This is a genomic window from Gordonia soli NBRC 108243 (assembly GCF_000334455.1).
Lineage (GTDB): Bacteria > Actinomycetota > Actinomycetes > Mycobacteriales > Mycobacteriaceae > Gordonia > Gordonia soli.
This window is the reverse complement of record NZ_BANX01000011.1, coordinates 184,599-205,409: the sequence shown is the minus strand read 5'-3', so window position 1 is coordinate 205,409 and position 20,811 is coordinate 184,599. Positions and strand designations below refer to the sequence as shown.

At 66.2% G+C, this 20,811-nt stretch carries 13 protein-coding genes; all 13 read left to right on the top strand.

The window, feature by feature from the left end; genetic code table 11:
- The first annotated feature begins 257 nt into the window (after nt 1-257).
- The 13 genes from GS4_RS08570 (at nt 258) to GS4_RS08510 (ending at nt 20,747) form a co-directional block, all read left to right on the top strand.
- Nucleotides 258-1,529 (top strand): ABC transporter ATP-binding protein, encoded by a 1,272-nt coding sequence (locus GS4_RS08570; RefSeq protein ID WP_007619586.1) that lies wholly within the window; start codon nt 258-260, stop codon nt 1,527-1,529.
- Between the two features lie 2 nt (nt 1,530-1,531).
- The gene (locus tag GS4_RS08565; protein WP_007619579.1) at nt 1,532-2,338 is read left to right on the top strand and encodes an MlaE family ABC transporter permease; all 807 of its coding nucleotides are present in this window, start codon (nt 1,532-1,534) and stop codon (nt 2,336-2,338) included.
- Nucleotides 2,339-2,392: 54 nt separating this feature from the next.
- Nucleotides 2,393-3,220 (top strand): MlaE family ABC transporter permease, encoded by an 828-nt coding sequence (locus GS4_RS08560; protein WP_051989682.1) that lies wholly within the window; start codon nt 2,393-2,395, stop codon nt 3,218-3,220.
- 3 nt (nt 3,221-3,223) lie between these two features.
- Nucleotides 3,224-4,561, top strand: coding sequence for an MCE family protein (locus GS4_RS08555; RefSeq protein WP_007619575.1), 1,338 nt, complete (start codon nt 3,224-3,226; stop codon nt 4,559-4,561).
- On the top strand, nt 4,558-5,640 hold the full coding sequence (locus GS4_RS08550) for an MCE family protein (protein WP_007619573.1): 1,083 nt from the start codon (nt 4,558-4,560) through the stop codon (nt 5,638-5,640). The genes GS4_RS08555 and GS4_RS08550 overlap by 4 nt, the downstream gene beginning before the upstream one ends.
- Before the next feature lie 3 nt (nt 5,641-5,643).
- A complete protein-coding gene (locus GS4_RS08545; RefSeq protein ID WP_007619571.1) occupies nt 5,644-6,744 on the top strand; it encodes an MCE family protein in 1,101 nt (366 codons plus the stop codon).
- Nucleotides 6,744-8,093, top strand: a complete 1,350-nt coding sequence (locus GS4_RS08540; RefSeq protein ID WP_007619570.1) for an MCE family protein — start codon at nt 6,744-6,746, stop codon at nt 8,091-8,093. The genes GS4_RS08545 and GS4_RS08540 overlap by 1 nt, the downstream gene beginning before the upstream one ends.
- Nucleotides 8,093-9,427, top strand: a complete 1,335-nt coding sequence (locus GS4_RS08535; protein WP_051989666.1) for an MCE family protein — start codon at nt 8,093-8,095, stop codon at nt 9,425-9,427. Before GS4_RS08540 ends, GS4_RS08535 begins: the two co-directional genes overlap by 1 nt.
- Nucleotides 9,424-10,665 carry an MCE family protein gene (locus GS4_RS08530; protein ID WP_007619568.1) on the top strand — a complete coding sequence of 414 codons (1,242 nt, stop codon included), beginning with the start codon at nt 9,424-9,426 and terminating at the stop codon, nt 10,663-10,665. The genes GS4_RS08535 and GS4_RS08530 overlap by 4 nt, the downstream gene beginning before the upstream one ends.
- Before the next feature lie 139 nt (nt 10,666-10,804).
- Nucleotides 10,805-11,476 (top strand): hypothetical protein, encoded by a 672-nt coding sequence (locus GS4_RS08525; protein ID WP_007619567.1) that lies wholly within the window; start codon nt 10,805-10,807, stop codon nt 11,474-11,476.
- On the top strand, nt 11,476-12,603 hold the full coding sequence (locus GS4_RS24765; RefSeq protein ID WP_007619566.1) for a hypothetical protein: 1,128 nt from the start codon (nt 11,476-11,478) through the stop codon (nt 12,601-12,603). The genes GS4_RS08525 and GS4_RS24765 overlap by 1 nt, the downstream gene beginning before the upstream one ends.
- Nucleotides 12,604-13,196: 593 nt before the next feature.
- Entirely contained in the window at nt 13,197-16,709 is a 3,513-nt protein-coding gene (rpoB, locus tag GS4_RS08515; protein WP_174344003.1) for a DNA-directed RNA polymerase subunit beta, read from the top strand.
- Between the two features lie 81 nt (nt 16,710-16,790).
- On the top strand, nt 16,791-20,747 hold the full coding sequence (locus GS4_RS08510) for a DNA-directed RNA polymerase subunit beta' (RefSeq protein ID WP_007619564.1): 3,957 nt from the start codon (nt 16,791-16,793) through the stop codon (nt 20,745-20,747).
- Nucleotides 20,748-20,811: the final 64 nt, after the last annotated feature.

Below are 20,811 nucleotides of genomic sequence, written 5' to 3'. Positions count from 1 at the left end.
CGTCGGTCCAGGCAATTCGGCCCGAGCCGGGCCGTGATCGTCCGCGCACTTTTGCGGCCCCGGTGTGATGCGTTACGCTTCCCCGCGGGGAACAAGTTACCGGCCGGTAAGGGCTCAGCGGGTGTAACTGAGAAGGCGCCGGTAGCAGTGTGGGGAATCGCGACCGTCGGCTACAGTGACCCCAACCACAAATGCCACCGGTCCGTGTGTGGTCGCACCCGATCGCCGCAAGGGGGCAGTGATGTCTGGAGGATGCAGTGGGTGTTGAGGTCAGTGTCGAGGGGCTCACCAAGTCGTTCGGTTCGCAGAACATCTGGCGTGACGTCTCGCTGACCTTGCCGTCGGGAGAGGTCAGCGCTCTGCTGGGTCCGTCGGGTACCGGTAAGTCGGTGTTTCTCAAGACCTTGATCGGGTTGCTGCATCCCGAGCAGGGGTCGGTGATCATCGATGGCACTGACATCACCAAGTGTTCGTCCAAGGAGCTCTACGAGATCCGTAAGTTGTTCGGTGTGCTGTTCCAGGATGGTGCGCTGTTCGGTTCGATGAGTTTGTACGACAACATCGCCTTCCCGCTTCGTGAGCACACGAAGAAGAAGGAAGACAATATTCGCGACATCGTGATGGAGAAGATCGACCTGGTCGGTCTGACCGGTGCCGAGGACAAGCTGCCTGGTGAGATCTCCGGTGGTATGCGCAAGCGTGCGGGTCTGGCGCGTGCGTTGGTGCTCGATCCGGAGATCATCCTGTGTGATGAGCCGGACTCTGGTCTGGATCCGGTGCGTACTGCTTACATCTCGCAGTTGTTGATCGACATCAATGCGCAGATCGACGCGACGATCCTGATCGTGACGCACAACATCAACATCGCCCGGACGATCCCGGACAACATCGGCATGCTCTTCCGTAAGGAGTTGGTGATGTTCGGTCCGCGCGAGGTGTTGTTGACCTCTGAGCAGCCGGTGGTCAAGCAGTTCCTCTCCGGCGACCGTTTCGGTCCGATCGGCATGTCCGAGGAGAAGGACGAGGCGGTGCAGAAGCAGGAAGAGGAGATGCAGGCCGCCGGAATCGGTGGCGGCGGCACGAAGGACGACTTCTCCGAGATCATCCCGCAGGTGCAGCCCAATCCCGGCCAGCCCGAGCGCAAGGCCATCGAGCGCCACCGCCAGCGGGTGCACGAGATCCTGCACACCCTGCCGGAGAACGCGCAGGAGGCCATCCGCCGCAGCCAGGCCGAAGAGGATCAGATCATCGCCGAGAACCGCAAGCACGCGGACAAGCACGATCTGGGCAACGGGAACGGCAACGGCGGCAACCAGCAGCAGTCGGGCGGTGCCGGCGAATGGTCGACCGCTCCCGCCGGGGTGGCCGTCGCGGGATCGCGATCCGACACCACGACCGACGTGATCGGTCAACATGCTTCCGACCAGCCCACCCGGGACTGGACGACTCCCGACGTCAGTGACGCGCAGACCCAGCCGATCGACACGAGTCGGTTCGACTCCGATCGTCGCGACCCTCGGAGTTCATAAGGATGAGCACTGCCACCGCGCGTGGCGTCGATCGAATTGCTCAAGCCGGAACCGGCGCACTCGCCCAGACCGGCAACATCGTTCAGCTCTTCGTCGACGTCGCGCGCCAGACCTTCGTGCGCCCGTTCCAGCTGCGGGAGTTCATCCAGCAGGCCTGGTTCATCGCCAGCGTCACCATCCTGCCGACCGCGCTCATCGCGATCCCGTTCGGCGCGATCGTCTCGCTGCAGACCGGGTCGCTGATCAAGCAGCTCGGTGCCGAGTCGTACACCGGTGCGGCGAGCGTGCTGGTGGTGATCCAGCAGGGATCGCCACTGGTGACCTCGCTGCTGGTGGCCGGCGCCGCCGGCTCGGCGGTCGCCGCCGACCTCGGGTCGCGGACCATCCGTGAAGAGATCGACGCGATGCGGGTCCTCGGCATCAATCCGATCCAGCGTCTGGTGGTCCCGCGTGTGCTCGCGATGGTGCTGGTCGCCATGCTGCTCAACGGTCTCGTCGCGGTCATCGGCATCGGTGGTGGTTACTTCTTCAACGTCGTGGTGCAGGGCGGTACCCCGGGCGCATATCTCGCGTCCTTCGGCTCCCTCGCCCAGCTGCCCGACCTCTACGTGTCGACGCTCAAGGCCGCCATCTTCGGTGTGCTGGCCGGCGTGATCGCCTCCTACAAGGGCCTCAACCCACGGGGCGGCCCGAAGGGTGTCGGTGACGCGGTCAACCAGAGCGTCGTCATCACGTTCCTGTTGCTCTTCTTCGCCAACCTGATCATCACTGCGGTCTACCTGCAGATCGTCCCACCGAAGGGAGGGTAGACACCCGTGACCAGTCGAGGGGTGACGATCGCGAAGAGCAGGCCCGAGTACTACATGTACGAGGCCCGCAAACAGCTGGGCAAGCCACTGAAGGTGCTCGACGGCGCCGGCGAGCAGATGTCGTTCTACGGACGCACGCTGCTGTGGATTCCGCGCACGCTCGTGCACTACACGCGCGAGGTACTGCGACTGCTGGCCGAGGTGGCCTTCGGGTCGGGCGGTCTGGCCGTCATCGGCGGCACCATCGGCGTGATGATCCTGATGTCGGGCTTCACCGGCGTCGTGGTCGGTCTGCAGGGGTACGCCGCACTCGACCAGCTCGGGTCGCAGGCACTGACCGGCTTCCTCTCGGCATACGTCAACACCCGTGAGGTCGCCCCGCTGGTCGCGGGGCTCAGCTTGTCGGCGACGGTCGGCTGTGGCTTCACCGCCCAGCTCGGCGCCATGCGGATCTCCGAGGAGATCGACGCCCTCGAGACGATGGCCGTGCCGTCCATCCCGTTCCTGGTCACCACCCGCGTCATCGCCGGATTCGTCGCGGTCATCCCGCTGTACGTCCTCGGCCTGCTGGCCGCCTATCTGGCGTCCCGGACGATCACCACGGTGTTCAACGGTCAATCGGGCGGATCGTACGACCACTACTTCAACCTGTTCCTGCCACCCGCCGACGTCCTGTGGTCGTTCGGCAAGGTGCTGGTCTTCGCCTTCGTGATCATCCTGGTGCACTGCTACTACGGCTACTACGCCAGCGGCGGCCCCGCGGGCGTCGGTGTGGCGGTGGGTCACGCCGTCAGAGCGGCACTGGTGCTCATCGCGGTCCTCGACTTCTTCCTCGGTCTCGCGATCTGGGGCACCACCACGACCGTCCGAGTGGGGGGTTAGCGCATGGAGGTCCTGCGTCGCCGACTCCTCGGCCTGGCGTTCTTCGTCGTCGTCGCGCTGTTCCTGGCCGGCACGATCCTGAAGTTCAACGACACGTTCACGTCCTTCAAGGACGTCACCCTGACCACCGACTCCACCGGCAACGCGCTGCCGGCCAACGCCGATGTCAAGGCCCGCGGCATGGTCGTCGGCACGGTGCGAGACGTGAAACCCGCACCGGACGGGAGCGTCGACGTCATCCTCGGGCTCGATCCGAAGATGGCGGGCGAGCTGCCGGCCGACACCACCGCGCGCATCCTGCCGAAGACGCTGTTCGGCGAGCGCTATGTGGCCCTGCAGGTCCCCGAGAACTGGTCGGGAGCCACCCTGGGCAGCGAGAAGAACGCGACGATCGCGACCGACTCGAGCGGGAACGCCAAGGAGGTGCAGCAGCTGTTCGACAAGCTGCTGCCGGTCCTCAAGGCCATCCCGCCGCAGGACCTCAACGTCACGCTCACCGCGATCTCGCAGGCCCTGTCGGGCCGCGGCGAGGAGCTGGGCACCACGCTGGAGAACCTCAACACGGTCTTCAAGGGCATCAACAGCAAGATGCCGGAACTGCAGGGGACGCTGCGCGGACTCGCGTCGTTCTCGCAGACCTACTCCGAGGCGCTGCCCGACGTGATCGACGCGCTCGACAATCTGCGCACCACCACCAACACGATCTCCGAGCGTCGGGGCGACCTGCGCACGCTGATCTCGACGCTGGGTGTGGCCGCGGTCGACACGACGCGCTTCCTGCAGCAGAACCGCACCGACCTCATCGACCTCTTCGTCGACTCGGCGCCGTTCCTGGAGCAGCTCGCCAAGCAGTCGCCGGCATTCGGTTGCACGTTCAAGAACTTCGCCGGTCTGGTGCCGGAGTCGCGCAACATCGTCGGCGAGGGGACGAAGAACCCGGGCGTCCGGGTGAACCTGACCTTCGTCAACCCGCGGGGTCGCTACCTGCCCAACCAGGACGAGCCGCGGTTCTTCGACACCGATCCGCCGGCCCGGTGCTACTCACCGCCGACCAACGGCCGCCCCTTCCCGCAGTACCCGGGTGGCTCGGTCGCCGACGGTTCGTACCAGCCGCCGTCACGTAACCCCGGCCCGAAGACGATCCCGGACCTGCCGCAGCCCCAGTTCTCGGCCGCGCCAGCCGGGGTCATCAAGGCCAACCCGCTCGACGACCCGACGTACCGCAACCAGCTCAAGGTGATCTACGGCGGTGCCAACGGCACCGATCCGTCGGCCGTGCCGACCTGGATCACCATGATCGGTGGCGTATCGCTGCAGGGAGCGCAGGTCAACATCCGATGAAGTCCATCACCGGCCCGCTGATCAAGCTGATCGTGTTCGCGGTGGTGACCGTGGTCGCCACCAGCCTGCTCGGCCTCACCATCGCCAACGCCGGCGGCGACGGGGACAGCGATTTCCAGGCTGTCTTCTCCGATGCCACGCTGCTGAACAAGGGCGACGACGTCCGGATCGCCGGCGTCCGCGTCGGCCAGGTCACCGACGTCGCGGTCTACGACCGGGACAAGGCCAAGGTCAAGTTCAACGTCAACCGTGATCGGCTGCCCGACGGGACCCAGCTCTACATCCGCTACCGGAACCTGACCGGGCTGCGGTACCTCGCGCTGGAGAAGGGTGCGGGTGACCAGACCCAGACGGTCGGCACGGGACACACCTTCGGCACGGATCCCAACAGCAACGACACGCATCCGCCGGTCAACCTGACCGAGCTGTTCAACGGCTTCAAGCCGCTGTTCCGCGAGCTGTCGCCGCAGGACGTCAACACGCTCTCCGAGCAGATCATCCGGGTCTTCCAGGGTGAGAGCGGGACCATCAGCAGCCTGGTGGCCAACACCGCAGACCTGACCAACGCGATCGCCGACAAGGACAAGGTGATCGGTGACCTGATCACCAACCTGACCTCGGTGCTCGAGACGGTCAACCGCAACGACGAGCAGTTCACGTCGTTGCTGGACAACACCGAGAAGCTGGTGACGGGTCTCGCCGCACAGCGCGGCTCGGTCGGGTCGGCCATCACATCGGTGTCCAACCTGACGTCGGTCACCGCCTCGATCCTCGGGCCCACCCGTCCGGCGATCCAGGGCGACATCTCGGGTCTCAAGTCGCTGGCCGACCAGATCAACAAGCGTGACGACGACATCTCCACGCTGCTGACCAACCTGCCGAACAAGCTGCAGAAGGTCGGCCGCGCGGCCACCTTCGGCTCCTGGTTCCAGTTCTATCTCTGCGGCATCGACGTCGTCGCGGGCAACGGCAAGTCGACGCTGTTGTCGCAGCCGGTCCTGCCGCTCCCGAACATCAACCATGTCCTGTACACCAGTGCCGCCACGCGGTGCTGGAAGGACGAAAGGCCTGGGGGGTGACCTGTGGCTGACGACACGAACACGTCCGACGGCACCGACGACGCTCGGACCGAGAAGATCGAGAAGCAGGAGCAGGAGCATCCCCGACGCAGGTTCGGTGGGCAGCGCAGCCCGGTGAGCGTCGGCGGGATGGGCATCCTGATCCTGCTGATGGTCGCGATCTCGTCCTTCTACCTGAACTCGTTGCCGCTGGTCGGCGCGGGTGCGCGGTACACGGCCAAGTTCTCCGAGGCGGCCGGACTGCGCAGTGGCGCCGAGGTGCGCGTGGCCGGCGTGAAGGTCGGCGAGGTGGACGAGGTGAAGCTCGCCGGCGACAAGGTCGACGTGAGCTTCAAGGTCACCAACACATGGATCGGCGACCAGACACAGGCCTCCATCCAGATCAAGACGATCCTCGGCCAGAAGTACCTGGGTCTGACGCCGCGCGGCAGCAAGCCGGCCGATCCCGACGTCGCGCTCACCGACACGGTGTCGCCGTACGACGTCATCGAGGCCTTCTCCGATGCCGCCGACCAGATCGACGAGATCGACAACGACCAGCTGGCGCAGTCGATGCGCACACTGTCGGATGCCTTCTCCGGTACCGCGGGCGACATCGGTCCGTCACTGCAGGGGCTGTCCCGACTGTCGGCGACCATAGCCAGCCGCGACCAAGAGGTCCAGCGTCTGCTCGGTGCGACCAAGAAGACCTCGGCCATCCTGGCCGACCGCAACGAGGAGTTCACCCGGTTGATCGCCGGCGCGGGGCAGTTGCTCGACGAGCTGAACAACCGCCAGAAGTCGATCTCCGCGCTGCTCGCCAGCACCACGTCGCTGGGCGCGTCGCTGTCGGGCATCGTCAAGGACAACGAGGACCAGATCGGTCCGGCGCTGGACTCTCTCAAGGGCGTCAACGAACTGCTGACCAAGCAGAACAAGAACCTTCGTGAGGCGATCACCTACATGGCGCCGTTCTACCGGCTCTACTCCAACGTGCTCGGAAACGGCCGCTGGTTCGAGTCGGTCGTCACCAACCTGCTGCCGCCGGCACTGCCGCAGCAGAACACCACGCGGCCCCCGAACATGACCAAGCAACTGAACTCCGGCGGAACGGAGGCCGGCTGATGACGGTTCCCGATCTGACCCGCTCGGCCGGACCGGGCCGGTGGTTCACACCGCGCCACATCGTCCTGGTCGTGGTCGGTCTCATCCTGGCGCTGGTCGTCGCCGGTGCCCTGTGGTGGGTGTTCACCTCGGTGGGCACCACCAAGATCACCGCCACGTTCCAGCGCAGCGTCGGTATCTACTCCGGCTCCGACGTCCGCATCCTCGGCGTGCCGGTCGGCAAGGTCGACGAGGTCACCCCCGAGGGTGACAAGGTCAAGGTGACGATGACCGTCGACCGCGGGATCGACCTGCCCTCCGACGTGCGGGCCGTCCAGGTCATCCCGTCGGTGGTCGCCGACCGTTTCGTCCAGCTCACCCCGGCCTACTCCGGCGGCGAGAAGGCCGGTCGCGACATCACCCTGACCGAGAAGCAGACGATGGTGCCGGTCGAGGTCGACCAGGTCTACGCCAGCGTCAAGAAGCTGTCCGAGGCCCTCGGGCCGGACGGTGCCAACAAGCAGGGCGCGGTGAGCGACCTGGTGACCGTCGGTGCCGAGAACCTGAAGGGCAACGGCGCGAAGCTGGGCCGCACCATCGACCAGCTGTCGAAGGCCGCGACCACGCTCAGCGACTCCCGCGGCAACCTCGTCGACACCATCAAGAACCTCGACACCTTCGTCGGCGCACTGCGCGAGAACGACTCCCAGGTGCGGCAGTTCAACACGCAGATGGCGTCGTTCAACAAGTTCCTGGCCGGCGAGCGTCAGCAGCTCGGCCAGGCTCTGAACAAGTTGTCCATCGCACTCGGCGACGTCGCCGGCTTCGTCCAGGACAATCGCGCACAGATCGGCGAGACCCTGAAGGATCTGCAGCCGACCACCAAGGCGCTGCTCGATACCAAGGATCACCTCAAGGAGATCCTGACGGTGCTGCCGGTGACCATCTCCAACCTGGTCAACGCGTACAACGCGGAGGCGGGCACGCTCGACCTGCGCCTGACGATCCCGGATCTGCAGAACCTGCTGGCGACCCAGTGCAAGCTGCTCGACCTCGGTCAGCTGCTGCCGGGCAACCCGGCTGCGGGCCAGTTCAGCGACACGCTCGCACCGTTCATCAACCAGTGTGTGAACGTCGCCGATCAGATCCAGAACGGCGTGCTCGAGCCGCTGTTGCCGGTGCTGCCCTTCGGCATCATGAGCAACAACAAGCTGCAGCGGTACCCGGTTCCGGGGACCCAGCGGGGCAACCCGGATCCGAAGCTGCAGCAGCCGAGTTCGCGGGGCGCGGCCAAGCCGTCGTCCACGCGGCCGAGTGCACCGAAGTCCACCGCGCCGTCGCGCGCACCGCGCTCGGGAGGGGGCAACTGATGACGAGTCGGTTCTTCTCCCGTCGCGGACGGGCGGTGTCGGCCGGTATCGCGGCGCTGTCGGCGACGATTCTCGTGGCCGGTTGCGGGTCCAACGGCATCCAGTCGATCCCGTTGCCCGGCGGGGTCAACACCGGCGACAACGCGCGCACCTACAAGATCCAGTTCGACGACATCCTGGACCTGGTCCCGCAGTCGATGGTCAAGCAGAACGGCATCCCGGTCGGGCGCGTGACCAAGGTCGAGGTGCCCGGCGACCAGTGGTTCGCCGTGGTCACCGTCGAGGTCCAGAACGAGGTGGACCTGTCGGACAAGGCCGAGGCCTCGGTCCAGCAGACCAACCTGCTGGGCGAGAAGTTCGTCGCGCTGTCGGAGCCCAAGGATTCCCAGAACGCACCGCGCCAGAGCGAGTCGCAGCCGATCCCGCTGACCCGGACCCGGACCGCGACCGACATCGAGCAGGTCCTGGGTGCACTGTCGATGCTGCTCAACGGTGGTGGGATCAATCAGCTGGAGCCGATCGTCACCGAGCTCAACAAGGTGCTCGACGGTCGTTCGAACCAGATCAAGAGCCTACTGAAGCAGTCGTCGACGTTGATCGCCGGACTCAACGAGCAGCGTGACAACATCCTTCGCGCTCTCGACGGTCTCGACCGGTTGTCGTCGCGTGCGGCCAACCAGACTCAGCAGATCGACCGCATCCTCAAGCAGTTGCCCGAGGGCATCGCGGTGCTGGAGGAGCAGCGTCCACAGTTCGTCGACCTGCTCGGCAAGCTCGATCGTCTCGGCCAGGTCGGCACCGATGTCCTCGGCAAGTCCCGCGAGGCCCTGATCACCGACCTCAAGGCCCTGCGGCCCACGCTGCAGGCCCTGAGCAAGGCCGCGCCCGACATCGTCACCGCTGCGCCGCTGCTGCTGACCTATCCGTTCCCGGACTGGATCATGCCCGCGGTCAAGGGCGACTCGACCAACCTGTTCCTGACGCTCGACCTCCGCGTGCTCAACCAGCTCGAGGCGCTCGGTGTGGGACAGGGGACGCCGAAGTACGTGCCGCCGAACAAGTACGCGCCCAAGATCAATGCGCGCAACCCGTACACCAACGGCAACGGCCCGCGGTACGGGTGGCCGACGATCACGCTGCTGCCGCCCGCCCCGAACTGGCGTCCGGGACCGAACACGCCGCCGTCGGGCGGTCGGTACCCGGCCACGGCCAACGGTCGCGCCCCTGCCTCGTCGTCGGGTAACGGCCGACAGAACACCGTCCTGCCGCCGCCGGCCCAGCCCGGTCAGCGCTTCATCGACGGGACACTCGGGATGATCGGAGGCCGCGGATGATCTCGAAGACCGTCAAGATCCAGCTGATCGTGTTCGTCGTCGTCGCACTCGTGGCGACGGTGTACGTCGGTGCCAAGTACGTCCGCCTGGACAAGCTGGCCGGCTTCGGCAAGTACACGGTGACCGCCGAGATGAAGGACTCCGGCGGCATCTTCAGCAACGCCGAGGTCACCTATCAGGGTGTGCCGGTGGGCCGGGTCGGCGACATCGTGCTCACCAAGTCCGGTGTCGACGTCAAGCTCGAGATCGACAAGAACTCGCCCGACATCCCCGACACCGCGACGGCTGTCGTGGCCAACCGGTCGGCGATCGGTGAGCAGTATGTCGACCTTCAGCCGTCGACGACGTCGGGGCCGTACCTGACCAACGGTTCGGTGATCACCAAGTCGTCCGTGCCGCCGCCGCTGGAAGACGTCGTGTCCTCGGCGATCGACTTCACCTCGTCCATCCCGGTGGACGATCTGCACACGGTCATCACCGAACTCGGCAAGGCGTTCAACGGGCAGGGCGAGAACCTCAACCGGCTGACCGACTCGCTGTCGAAGCTGGCCAAGGCCGGTGCCGACAACCTGTCGTCGACGCTGTCGTTGATCGAGAACTCCGACGTGGTGCTCTCGACGCAGGCCGCGCAGTCCGACGAGATCCTCACCTGGTCACGCAATCTCGACCTGGTGGCCGCCCAGTTGGCGTCCTCGGACCCCGACGTCCGACGTCTGCTGACGACCGGCACCGCATCGGCGACCCAGTTGTCGGCGTTCATCCAGGAGCAGGGTGGCGACCTCTCGACGGTCGTCAAGCAGCTCGCCGGCACGGTGCGCGAGATCGCTCCGACGTCGTTCGCGACCGGGCCGACGCTCGCACTGCTCTCGGCGCTGTCGGCGGGTAGCTATTCACCCGCCCGCGGTGACGGTCAGATCCACTTCGGTGTGGTGTTGGAGACCAACAATCCGGCAGCCTGTACGCGGGGCTACGAGTCGACGGACGCCATGATCAAGGAGATCAAGAAGCGCAACCCGACGTTCGACGTGCGCTACGACGACTTCCCGTTCAACACGCAGGCCAAGTGCACCGTGCCGTTCGGCAACCCGACCGGTGTCCGTTCGGCCGAGCGTGCGGTCTACGGCAACCCGGAGTTCAAGCAGCCGTGGGACAACACGCCGAAGAAGGATCCGGACAAGTTGAACCTGAACCCGATCGCCACGCAGCTGGCGAACCTGATGGGTGTGCATCCGAAGTGATCGTGTTCGTCCATTCCGCCGGTGTGGCGGGCGGTGTCCTGTGCCGCCCGGCGACCGGTGGTCTCGGGCTGTCCGACGGCGGCTCGTCCCGACGCGAAGATTGGCATCCTCTCAGGCGCGATCGGTACCGTGACGCCCGATGATGACGACGACGACCTCCAAATCCGCGCTCTCGCGGCTGCGGCGCCCCGGTTCCGGGCCGCAGGTCCTCTCGGTGGTGGCACTGCTGGCGGTGCTCGCGGCCGTGGTGTGCGCCGTCTGGTTCGGATACCGCGCCTACGACGCGTACTTCGTCCAGAAGCCGATCCAGGTGGCCCGCGACGGGGCTGTCGACGGTGCGGAGAGCGCTGTGCTGAACGTGACCACGGTGGACGCCAAGGACACCGCAGGCTGGCGTAAGCGGATCGAGTCGTCGTTGACGGGCAAGGCCCGCCAGCAGCTCACCGCGCAGGACTTCAACCAGTTGAACTCGATGGTGTCGCAGGCCGGCAACCAGGCCGCGTCGCTGTCGTCACGCCTGCTCCGCAGCGCGCCGATCGAGATCAACGCCGACGAGAACACCGGCAAGGTGCTCGTCTACGTCGCCGCGACGTCCAAGCGTGACAACGAGGCAGGTGTCACGCAGACCATGGGCTTCTCGGTGTCGATGGTCAAGGAGGGCGATGTCTGGAAGGCAGGCGACATCGCACCGCTGAACGACATCAGCTACTCCGATGATCAATCGGCGCCCGCGGCCGGCGGAGGCCAGACGGCACCACCGGCCGGCGGAGGCCAGACGGCACCGCCCGCTGCCGGGGGAGGGGGGAACTGATGGCCCGCAACCCACGACCACGTAAGAACACCGGTAAGTCGACCCCGCGCGTCGCCGGACGTTCGCGACGCCCCGCCGACGAGCCGACCACGCCGGCCGAGGACCAGCAGGGCACCGACGGCCCGAACGTCTACGAGCCGAAGATCTACGAACCGAAGATCTACGAGCCGAAGGTCTACGAGCCCGCGGCGACAGATGACACCACCGACGCGACGCCCGAGGATGCGGCAGACACCGACTCCGCGGAGACCCCGGCAGCCGACGACTCGGCAGCCGACGACTCTGCGACCGGCTCCTCGGTGAGCGATCCGTCCGACGCCACCGCAGCCGCCGCAGCCGACGACGTCGCGGCCGACGCCACTGCAGCCGACGACGTCGCGGCCGACGCCACTGCAGCCGACGACGTCGCGGCCGACGCCACTGCAGCCGACGCCACCGCAGCCGATCAGGTTGCAGCCGACGAGATCACCGAGACCGTGCGGCCGACCGGCAAGACCCGCCCGGTCTCACGGGTCTCGACCCTGCGCCCCAACCCCGACAGCGCGAACCGTGGTCCGGCCGATCGTCCGGACGCATCGCGGTCCGGGCGCCGCGGCAGATCCTCGACCCCGCGGACCGCGCCGCGCTGGCCGCTGAGCCGGCGCGCGATCACGCTCCTGATCGCGGTAGCCGCGGTGCTGGGCGTGTTCGCGGTCGTCGCCGCCTTCCACCCGGGCGCGAACCTGGGCGACGACAAGGCGTTCGTCGATCCGGTGGCCACCAGCGAGCTGACGAGTCAGGCCAACGAGACCGTCTGCGGTCCGTTCTCGGCGACGAGCACCAACACCGATGCCTGGGTCGCCAAGACGCGCGGGACGCTGACCGGGCGGGCTCTCGACGAGTTCAACAAGTACCTTCCGCAGCAGCTCGAGGTGGTCAACCAGAGCAAGGCGGCAGCCGACTGCAAGGTCGACGCCCTCGGCGTCAAGAACCTGTCGGCCGACGGCAACGACGCGATCGTCGTGGTCAACCTGATCGTCAGCGAGACCCGAGCCGGAATGGCAAGCGGCAGCGGAACTCTGCGCATCCAGTACGGGATGACCAAGCAGGACGACGACTGGCGGATCGCCAGCGTCGAGGCGTTCTAGCCGAGCTCCGGCGCGCCGGCCGGTGGCAGCGGCCGCCGGCCGACACGCGGTCCGTCGGCGGTGCGGCACAGGTCCGTGTGGCGTCACCGATCGCACTGCCGTCAGCCTCCGCGGTGTCCGGTGCGGTCGGTGTGGGCAGGTCGTCGCGCTTCTGCGGTGGGCGATGCCCAGGGGGTGCGGCACAGGTCCGTGTGGCGTCACCGATCGCACTGCCGTCAGCCTCCGCGGTGTCAGGTGCGGTCGGTGTGGGCAGGTCGTCGCGCTTCTGCGGTGGGCGATGCCCAGGGGGTGCGGGAGCCGTCACGAGTTTTCTCGACGAATGTGCGCGTAGCGCTTGACGTGACGGCGTTGTCGCGCCAGTCTGTGACCAGCGATCGACGCGCAGGCAGCCACAGCGCATGTATCGCCTCAGACGTGGTCTTGACAAACTGCGTCTATTTTCTGCTACAGTTGGACGTTGCGCTGGCTGCCTCCTGTCCATCACACGATCCTTCCAATGGCCACTCTTGCCGTGTGTGCCGTGGTGATCGCCGACTCAGGGTGTCACCAGCGAACGGCCCATCGCCACGCACCGCAAGCAAGGCACACATCTCGTGTTGGAAGGACGCATCTTGGCAGTCGATCGCCAGTCCACCTCAACCATCCCGGGCGCGCCGCACCGCGCCTCATTCGCAAAGATCAGTGAGCCACTGGAGGTACCGGACCTCCTCGACGTCCAACTCGAGTCCTTCGACTGGCTCGTCGGGACCCCGGAGTGGCGTGCGAAGGCCGCCACCCGCGGCGACGACAACCCGACCGGTGGGCTCGAAGAGATCCTGCACGAGCTGTCCCCGATCGAGGACTTCTCCGGCTCGATGTCCCTTTCATTCTCCGATCCGCACTTCGACGAGGTCAAGGCCTCCGTCGAGGAGTGCAAGGACAAGGACATGACCTACGCGGCGCCGCTGTTCGTCACCGCGGAGTTCATCAACAACAACACCGGTGAGATCAAGTCGCAGACCGTTTTCATGGGCGACTTCCCGATCATGACCGACAAGGGCAGCTTCATCATCAACGGCACCGAGCGTGTCGTGGTGAGCCAGCTCGTCCGCAGTCCCGGCGTGTACTTCGACGCGTCGATCGACAAGGCCACCGAGAAGACGCTGCACACCGTGAAGGTGATCCCCGGTCGTGGCGCGTGGCTCGAGTTCGACGTCGACAAGCGCGACACCGTCGGTGTCCGCATCGACCGCAAGCGTCGCCAGCCGGTGACCGTGCTGCTGAAGGCCCTGGGCTGGACCAACGAGGAGATCTCCGAGCGTTTCGGGTTCTCCGAGATCATGATGTCCACCCTGGAGAAGGACAGCACCGCCAACCAGGACGAGGCGCTGCTCGAGGTCTACCGCAAGCTGCGTCCGGGCGAGCCGCCGACCCGTGAGTCCGCGGAGAACCTGCTCGAGAACCTCTTCTTCAAGGAGAAGCGGTACGACCTCGCGCGCGTGGGCCGCTACAAGGTCAACAAGAAGCTCGGTCTCACCGAGAACCCGATGACCGGTCCGTCGACGCTGACCAAGGAGGACATCGCCGCGATCGTCGAGTACCTCCTGCGTCTGCACGACGCCGATCCGCACTCGTTGACGCTGTCGACGGTCGCAGGCGCGGAGGGCATCGAGGTCCCGATCGAGGTCGACGACATCGACCACTTCGGCAACCGTCGTATCCGTACCGTCGGCGAACTGATCCAGAACCAGATCCGGGTCGGCCTGTCGCGTATGGAGCGTGTCGTGCGCGAGCGCATGACCACCCAGGACGTCGAGGCGATCACGCCGCAGACCCTGATCAACATCCGCCCGGTCGTGGCGGCGATCAAGGAGTTCTTCGGGACCAGCCAGCTGTCACAGTTCATGGACCAGAACAACCCGCTCGCGGGTCTGGGCCACAAGCGTCGTCTCAACGCGCTCGGCCCCGGTGGTCTGTCACGTGAGCGCGCCGGCCTCGAGGTCCGCGACGTGCACCCGTCCCACTACGGACGCATGTGCCCGATCGAGACCCCTGAGGGACCGAACATCGGTCTGATCGGCAACCTGGCGGTGTACGCGCGGGTCAACCCGTTCGGCTTCATCGAGACCCCGTACCGCAAGGTGGTCGACGGTGTCGTCACCGACGAGATCCGTTACCTGACCGCCGACGAGGAGGATCGCTACCTCATCGGTCAGGCGAACACGAACTTCGACGGCTCCGGCCGGATCACCGACGAGCGCGTCCTGGTCCGCAAGAAGGGCTCCGAGGTCGAGTTCGTCGGCTCCACCGCCGTCGAGTACCTGGACGTCTCGCCGCGCCAGATGGTGTCGGTCGCGACCGCGATGATCCCGTTCCTCGAGCACGACGACGCGAACCGCGCCCTCATGGGTGCGAACATGCAGCGTCAGGCCGTGCCGCTGGTCCGTAGCGAGGCGCCGCTGGTCGGCACCGGTATGGAGCTGCGTGCCGCGGTCGACGGTGGCGAGGTCATCGTGTCCACCAAGACCGGTGTGGTCGAGGAGGTCTCCGCCGACTACATCACCGTGATGGACGACGACGGCAGCCGCGAGACCTTCCGTCTGCGCAAGTTCGCCCGCTCGAACCACGGCACCTGCACCAACCAGCGTCCGATCGTGGACGAGGGACAGCGTGTCGAGCGCGGCCAGGTCCTGGCCGACGGTCCGTGCACCGAAGAGGGCGAGATGGCCCTCGGCAAGAACCTGCTCGTGGCGATCATGCCGTGGGAGGGTCACAACTACGAGGACGCGATCATCCTGAGCCAGCGGCTCGTGGAGGAGGACGTGCTCACCTCGATCCACATCGAGGAGCACGAGATCGACGCCCGCGACACCAAGCTCGGTGCCGAGGAGATCACCCGGGACATCCCGAACGTCTCCGACGAGGTGCTCGCAGATCTCGACGAGCGCGGCATCGTCCGCATCGGTGCCGAGGTCCGCGACGGCGACATCCTGGTCGGCAAGGTCACCCCGAAGGGCGAGACCGAGCTGACCCCGGAGGAGCGGCTGCTCCGCGCGATCTTCGGCGAGAAGGCGCGTGAGGTCCGCGACACGTCGCTCAAGGTTCCCCACGGTGAGACCGGCAAGGTCATCGGCGTCCGCGTCTTCAGCCGCGACGACGACGACGATCTCGCTCCCGGTGTCAACGAGTTGGTCCGCGTCTACGTCGCCCAGAAGCGCAAGATCCAGGACGGCGACAAGCTGGCCGGCCGGCACGGCAACAAGGGCGTCATCGGCAAGATCCTCCCGCAGGAGGACATGCCGTTCATGCCCGACGGCACCCCGGTCGACATCATCCTGAACACCCACGGTGTGCCGCGTCGTATGAACATCGGCCAGATCCTGGAGACCCACCTCGGTTGGGTCGCCAAGGCCGGCTGGAAGATCGACGTCGCCAACGGTGTCCCGGAGTGGGCGTCGAACCTGCCCGAGGAGATGCACTCGGCCGAGCCCGACACCAACACCGCCACCCCCGTCTTCGACGGTGCCCGCGAGGAGGAGCTGACCGGACTGCTGTCCTCGACGCTGCCGAACCGCGACGGTGACGTGATGGTCAACGGCGACGGCAAGGCGACGCTGTTCGACGGTCGTTCCGGTGAGCCGTTCCCGTACCCGGTGTCGGTGGGCTACATGTACATCATCAAGCTCCACCACCTGGTCGACGACAAGATCCACGCACGCTCTACCGGTCCGTACTCGATGATCACCCAGCAGCCGCTCGGCGGTAAGGCCCAGTTCGGTGGCCAGCGCTTCGGTGAGATGGAGTGCTGGGCGATGCAGGCCTACGGTGCCGCCTACACCCTGCAGGAGCTGCTGACGATCAAGTCGGACGACGTGGTCGGACGCGTGAAGGTCTACGAGGCCATCGTCAAGGGTGAGAACATCCCCGAGCCGGGTATCCCGGAATCGTTCAAGGTGTTGCTCAAGGAGCTCCAGTCGCTCTGCCTGAACGTCGAGGTGCTCAGCTCCGACGGTGCCGCCATCGAGATGCGCGACACCGACGACGAGGACCTCGAGCGGGCAGCGGCCAACCTGGGCATCAACCTGTCGCGGAACGAGTCCGCGACGGTCGACGACCTGGCGAACTGACACCGACGACCAAGACGAATGGGCCCGCTCGCTCACGCTCCCGGCGCCCGAATGATGACAGAGCTCTGAGAAAGGTACCTGGTGCTCGACGTCAACTATTTCGACGAACTGAAGATCGGCCTCGCCACCGCCGACGACATCCACAACTGGTCGTACGGTGAGGTCAAGAAGCCGGAAACGATCAACTACCGCACGCTCAAGCCTGAGAAGGACGGACTCTTCTGCGAGAAGATCTTCGGCCCGACCCGGGACTGGGAGTGCTACTGCGGCAAGTACAAGCGCGTCCGCTTCAAGGGCATCATCTGTGAGCGCTGCGGCGTCGAGGTGACCCGCGCCAAGGTGCGCCGTGAGCGGATGGGCCACATCGAGCTGGCCGCTCCGGTCACGCACATCTGGTACTTCAAGGGTGTGCCGAGCCGGTTGGGCTACCTGCTCGACCTGGCGCCGAAGGATCTCGAGAAGATCATCTACTTCGCCGCCTACGTCATCACCTCGGTGGACGACGAGCTGCGCCACGCCGAGCTCTCGACCCGTGAGGCCGAGATCGAGGTGGAGAAGAAGGGCATCGCCGACCAGCGCGACGCCGACCTGAACGAGCGTCAGCAGAAGCTCGAGCAGGATCTCGCCGAGCTCGAGGCCGAGGGTGCCAAGGCCGACGTGCGCCGCAAGGTGCGCGACGGTGCGGAGCGCGAGATGCGTCGCCTGCGTGACTCGGTCCAGCGTCAGCTCGATGAGCTCGAGGAGATCTGGGACAAGTTCACCAAGCTGTCCCCGGGCGAGCTGATCATCGACGAGAAGCTCTACCGCCAGCTCGACGAGCGCTTCGGCGAGTACTTCACCGGTGCGATGGGCGCCGAGGCGATCAAGAAGCTGCTCGAGTCCTTCGACATCGACGCCGAGGCGGACTCGCTGCGCGAGACCATCCGCAGCGGCAAGGGTCAGAAGAAGCTGCGCGCGCTGAAGCGACTCAAGGTCGTCGCGGCGTTCCAGCAGTCGGGCAACTCGCCGCTGGGCATGGTCCTCGACGCCGTGCCGGTGATCCCGCCGGAGCTGCGTCCGATGGTCCAGCTCGACGGTGGCCGCTTCGCCACCTCCGACCTGAACGACCTGTACCGCCGGGTCATCAACCGCAACAACCGCCTCAAGCGACTGATCGACCTCGGTGCCCCCGAGATCATCGTCAACAACGAGAAGCGGATGCTGCAGGAGTCGGTGGATGCGCTCTTCGACAACGGTCGTCGCGGACGTCCGGTCACCGGACCGGGCAACCGGCCGCTGAAGTCGCTGAGCGATCTGCTCAAGGGCAAGCAGGGACGTTTCCGTCAGAACCTGCTCGGCAAGCGTGTCGACTACTCGGGCCGTTCGGTCATCGTCGTCGGCCCGCAGCTCAAGCTGCACCAGTGCGGTCTGCCCAAGCTGATGGCCCTCGAACTCTTCAAGCCGTTCGTCATGAAGCGGCTCGTGGATCTCAACCAGGCGCAGAACATCAAGTCGGCCAAGCGCATGGTCGAGCGTCAGCGCCCCGCGGTGTGGGATGTCCTCGAAGAGGTTATCGCCGAGCACCCGGTGCTGCTGAACCGTGCACCGACGCTGCACCGCCTCGGTATCCAGGCCTTCGAGCCGCAGCTGGTGGAGGGCAAGGCCATCCAGCTGCACCCGCTGGTCTGTGAGGCGTTCAACGCCGACTTCGACGGCGACCAGATGGCCGTGCACCTCCCGCTGTCGGCGGAGGCGCAGGCCGAGGCACGCATCCTGATGCTGTCCTCGAACAACATCCTGTCGCCCGCGTCGGGCCGCCCGCTGGCCATGCCGCGTCTGGACATGGTCACCGGACTCTTCTTCCTCACCACCGAGAAGGAGGGTGCGGCAGGCGAGTACACCCCGGCGTCGTCCGACGACGTGGAGCGCGGTGTCTACTCGACGCCGTCCGAGGCCATCATGGCCGTCGACCGCGGCGTGCTGAGTGTGCAGGCGAAGATCAAGGTGCGGCTGACCGATCAGCGTCCGCCGGCCGAGGTCGAGGCCGAGCAGTTCGCCGACGGATGGACCTACGGTCAGCCGTGGGAGCTCGAGACGACCCTGGGTCGTGTGCTCTTCAACGAGCTGCTGCCGGTCGAGTACCCGTACGTCAACGAGCAGATGCCGAAGAAGCGTCAGGCCGCGATCATCAACGATCTGGCCGAGCGCTACCCGATGATCGTGGTCGCCCAGACCGTCGACAAGCTGAAGGACGTCGGCTTCCACTGGGCCACGCGTTCGGGTGTCACGGTCTCGATGGCCGACGTGCTGGTGCCGCCGCAGAAGGCGGAGATCCTCGAGCGTTACGAGGAGCGCGCCGACGGTCTGGAGCGCAAGTTCCAGCGTGGTGCACTCACGCCGGACGAGCGTCGCGATGCTCTGGTGGAGATCTGGAAGCAGGCCACCGAAGAGGTCGGTAAGGCCATGGAGGAGTACTACCCCGAGGACAACCCGATCACGATGATCCCGAAGTCGGGTGCGACGGGCAACATGACCCAGGTCCGCAACCTGTCGGGCATGAAGGGTCTGGTGACCAACCCGAAGGGTGAGTTCATCCCGCGTCCGATCAAGTCCTCGTTCCGTGAGGGCCTGACCGTCGCGGAGTACTTCATCAACACGCACGGTGCCCGTAAGGGTCTGGCCGACACCGCTCTGCGTACCGCCGACTCGGGTTACCTGACCCGTCGTCTGGTGGACGTGTCGCAGGACGTCATCGTCCGCGAGACCGACTGTGGCACCGAGCGGGGCATCATGGTCCCGCTGGCGGAGAAGGCTGCCGACGGCACGCTCATCCGCGACGCGCACGTCGAGACCGCCGCGTACGCCCGGACCCTGTCCGCGGACGCACTCGACACCGACGGCAACGTCGTGGTCGAGCGTGGCCACGACCTGGGCGATCCTGCGATCGAGGCATTGCTGGCCGCAGGCATCACGCAGGTGAAGGTCCGTTCGGTGCTCACCTGCGCGACCGGCACCGGTGTCTGTGCGCACTGCTACGGACGCTCGATGGCGACCGGCAAGCTCGTCGACATCGGCGAGGCGGTCGGCATCATCGCCGCCCAGTCGATCGGTGAGCCCGGTACCCAGCTGACGATGCGTACGTTCCACCAGGGTGGCGTCGGTGAGGACATCACCGGTGGTCTGCCGCGTGTCCAGGAGCTGTTCGAGGCCCGCGTGCCCAAGGGCAAGGCCCCGATCGCCGAGGTCTCCGGACGGGTCCGTCTCGAGGACGACGACCGCTTCTACAAGATCACCATCATCCCGGATGACGGTTCGGAAGAGGTTGTCTACGACAAGATCTCGAAGCGCCAGCGTCTGCGTGTGTTCAAGCACGACGACGGCAGCGAGCGACTGCTCACCGACGGTGACCACGTCGAGGTCGGTCAGCAGCTGATGGAAGGTGCTGCCGATCCGCACGAGGTGCTCCGCGTCATGGGCCCGCGCCAGGTGCAGATCCACCTGGTCAACGAGGTCCAGGAGGTCTACCGCAGCCAGGGCGTGTCGATCCACGACAAGCACATCGAGACCATCGTGCGTCAGATGCTCCGTCGCGTGACGATCATCGACTCCGGTGCCACCGAGTTCCTGCCCGGTTCGCTCACCGAGCGCGCCGAGTTCGAGGCGGAGAACCGTCGGGTCGTCGCCGAGGGCGGCGAACCCGCGGCCGGTCGTCCGGTGCTCATGGGTATCACCAAGGCATCGCTGGCAACCGAGTCCTGGCTGTCGGCGGCGTCGTTCCAGGAGACGACCCGCGTGCTGACCGATGCGGCCATCAACAGCCGCAGCGACAAGCTCGTCGGCCTCAAGGAGAACGTGATCATCGGTAAGCTGATCCCGGCCGGAACCGGCATCAACCGGTACCGGAACATCCAGGTCCAGCCGACCGAAGAGGCGCGAGCCGCGGCCTACGCGGTGCCGTCCTACGACGACACCTACTACAGCCCGGACGGCACCTTCGGTGCTCCCGCCGGCGCTGCGGTGCCGCTGGACGACTACGGGTTCTCCAACGACTACCGGTAGCCTCCAACCGATCTCGTAGGACGAAACGACTCCATCGGTCGGGTTCGTACCACGAGATCGAGAG

Bases quoted from the DNA above. Each gene is read 5' to 3' on its own strand.
- GS4_RS08550 (WP_007619573.1), top strand. From the start codon at position 4,558: ATGAAGTCCATCACCGGCCCGCTGATCAAGCTGATCGTGTTCGCGGTG.
- GS4_RS24765 (WP_007619566.1), top strand. From the start codon at position 11,476: ATGGCCCGCAACCCACGACCACGTAAGAACACCGGTAAGTCGACCCCG.
- GS4_RS08535 (WP_051989666.1), top strand. From the start codon at position 8,093: ATGACGAGTCGGTTCTTCTCCCGTCGCGGACGGGCGGTGTCGGCCGGT.
- GS4_RS08565 (WP_007619579.1), top strand. From the start codon at position 1,532: ATGAGCACTGCCACCGCGCGTGGCGTCGATCGAATTGCTCAAGCCGGA.
- GS4_RS08540 (WP_007619570.1), top strand. From the start codon at position 6,744: ATGACGGTTCCCGATCTGACCCGCTCGGCCGGACCGGGCCGGTGGTTC.
- GS4_RS08560 (WP_051989682.1), top strand. From the start codon at position 2,393: ATGTACGAGGCCCGCAAACAGCTGGGCAAGCCACTGAAGGTGCTCGAC.
- GS4_RS08530 (WP_007619568.1), top strand. From the start codon at position 9,424: ATGATCTCGAAGACCGTCAAGATCCAGCTGATCGTGTTCGTCGTCGTC.
- GS4_RS08555 (WP_007619575.1), top strand. From the start codon at position 3,224: ATGGAGGTCCTGCGTCGCCGACTCCTCGGCCTGGCGTTCTTCGTCGTC.
- GS4_RS08525 (WP_007619567.1), top strand. From the start codon at position 10,805: ATGATGACGACGACGACCTCCAAATCCGCGCTCTCGCGGCTGCGGCGC.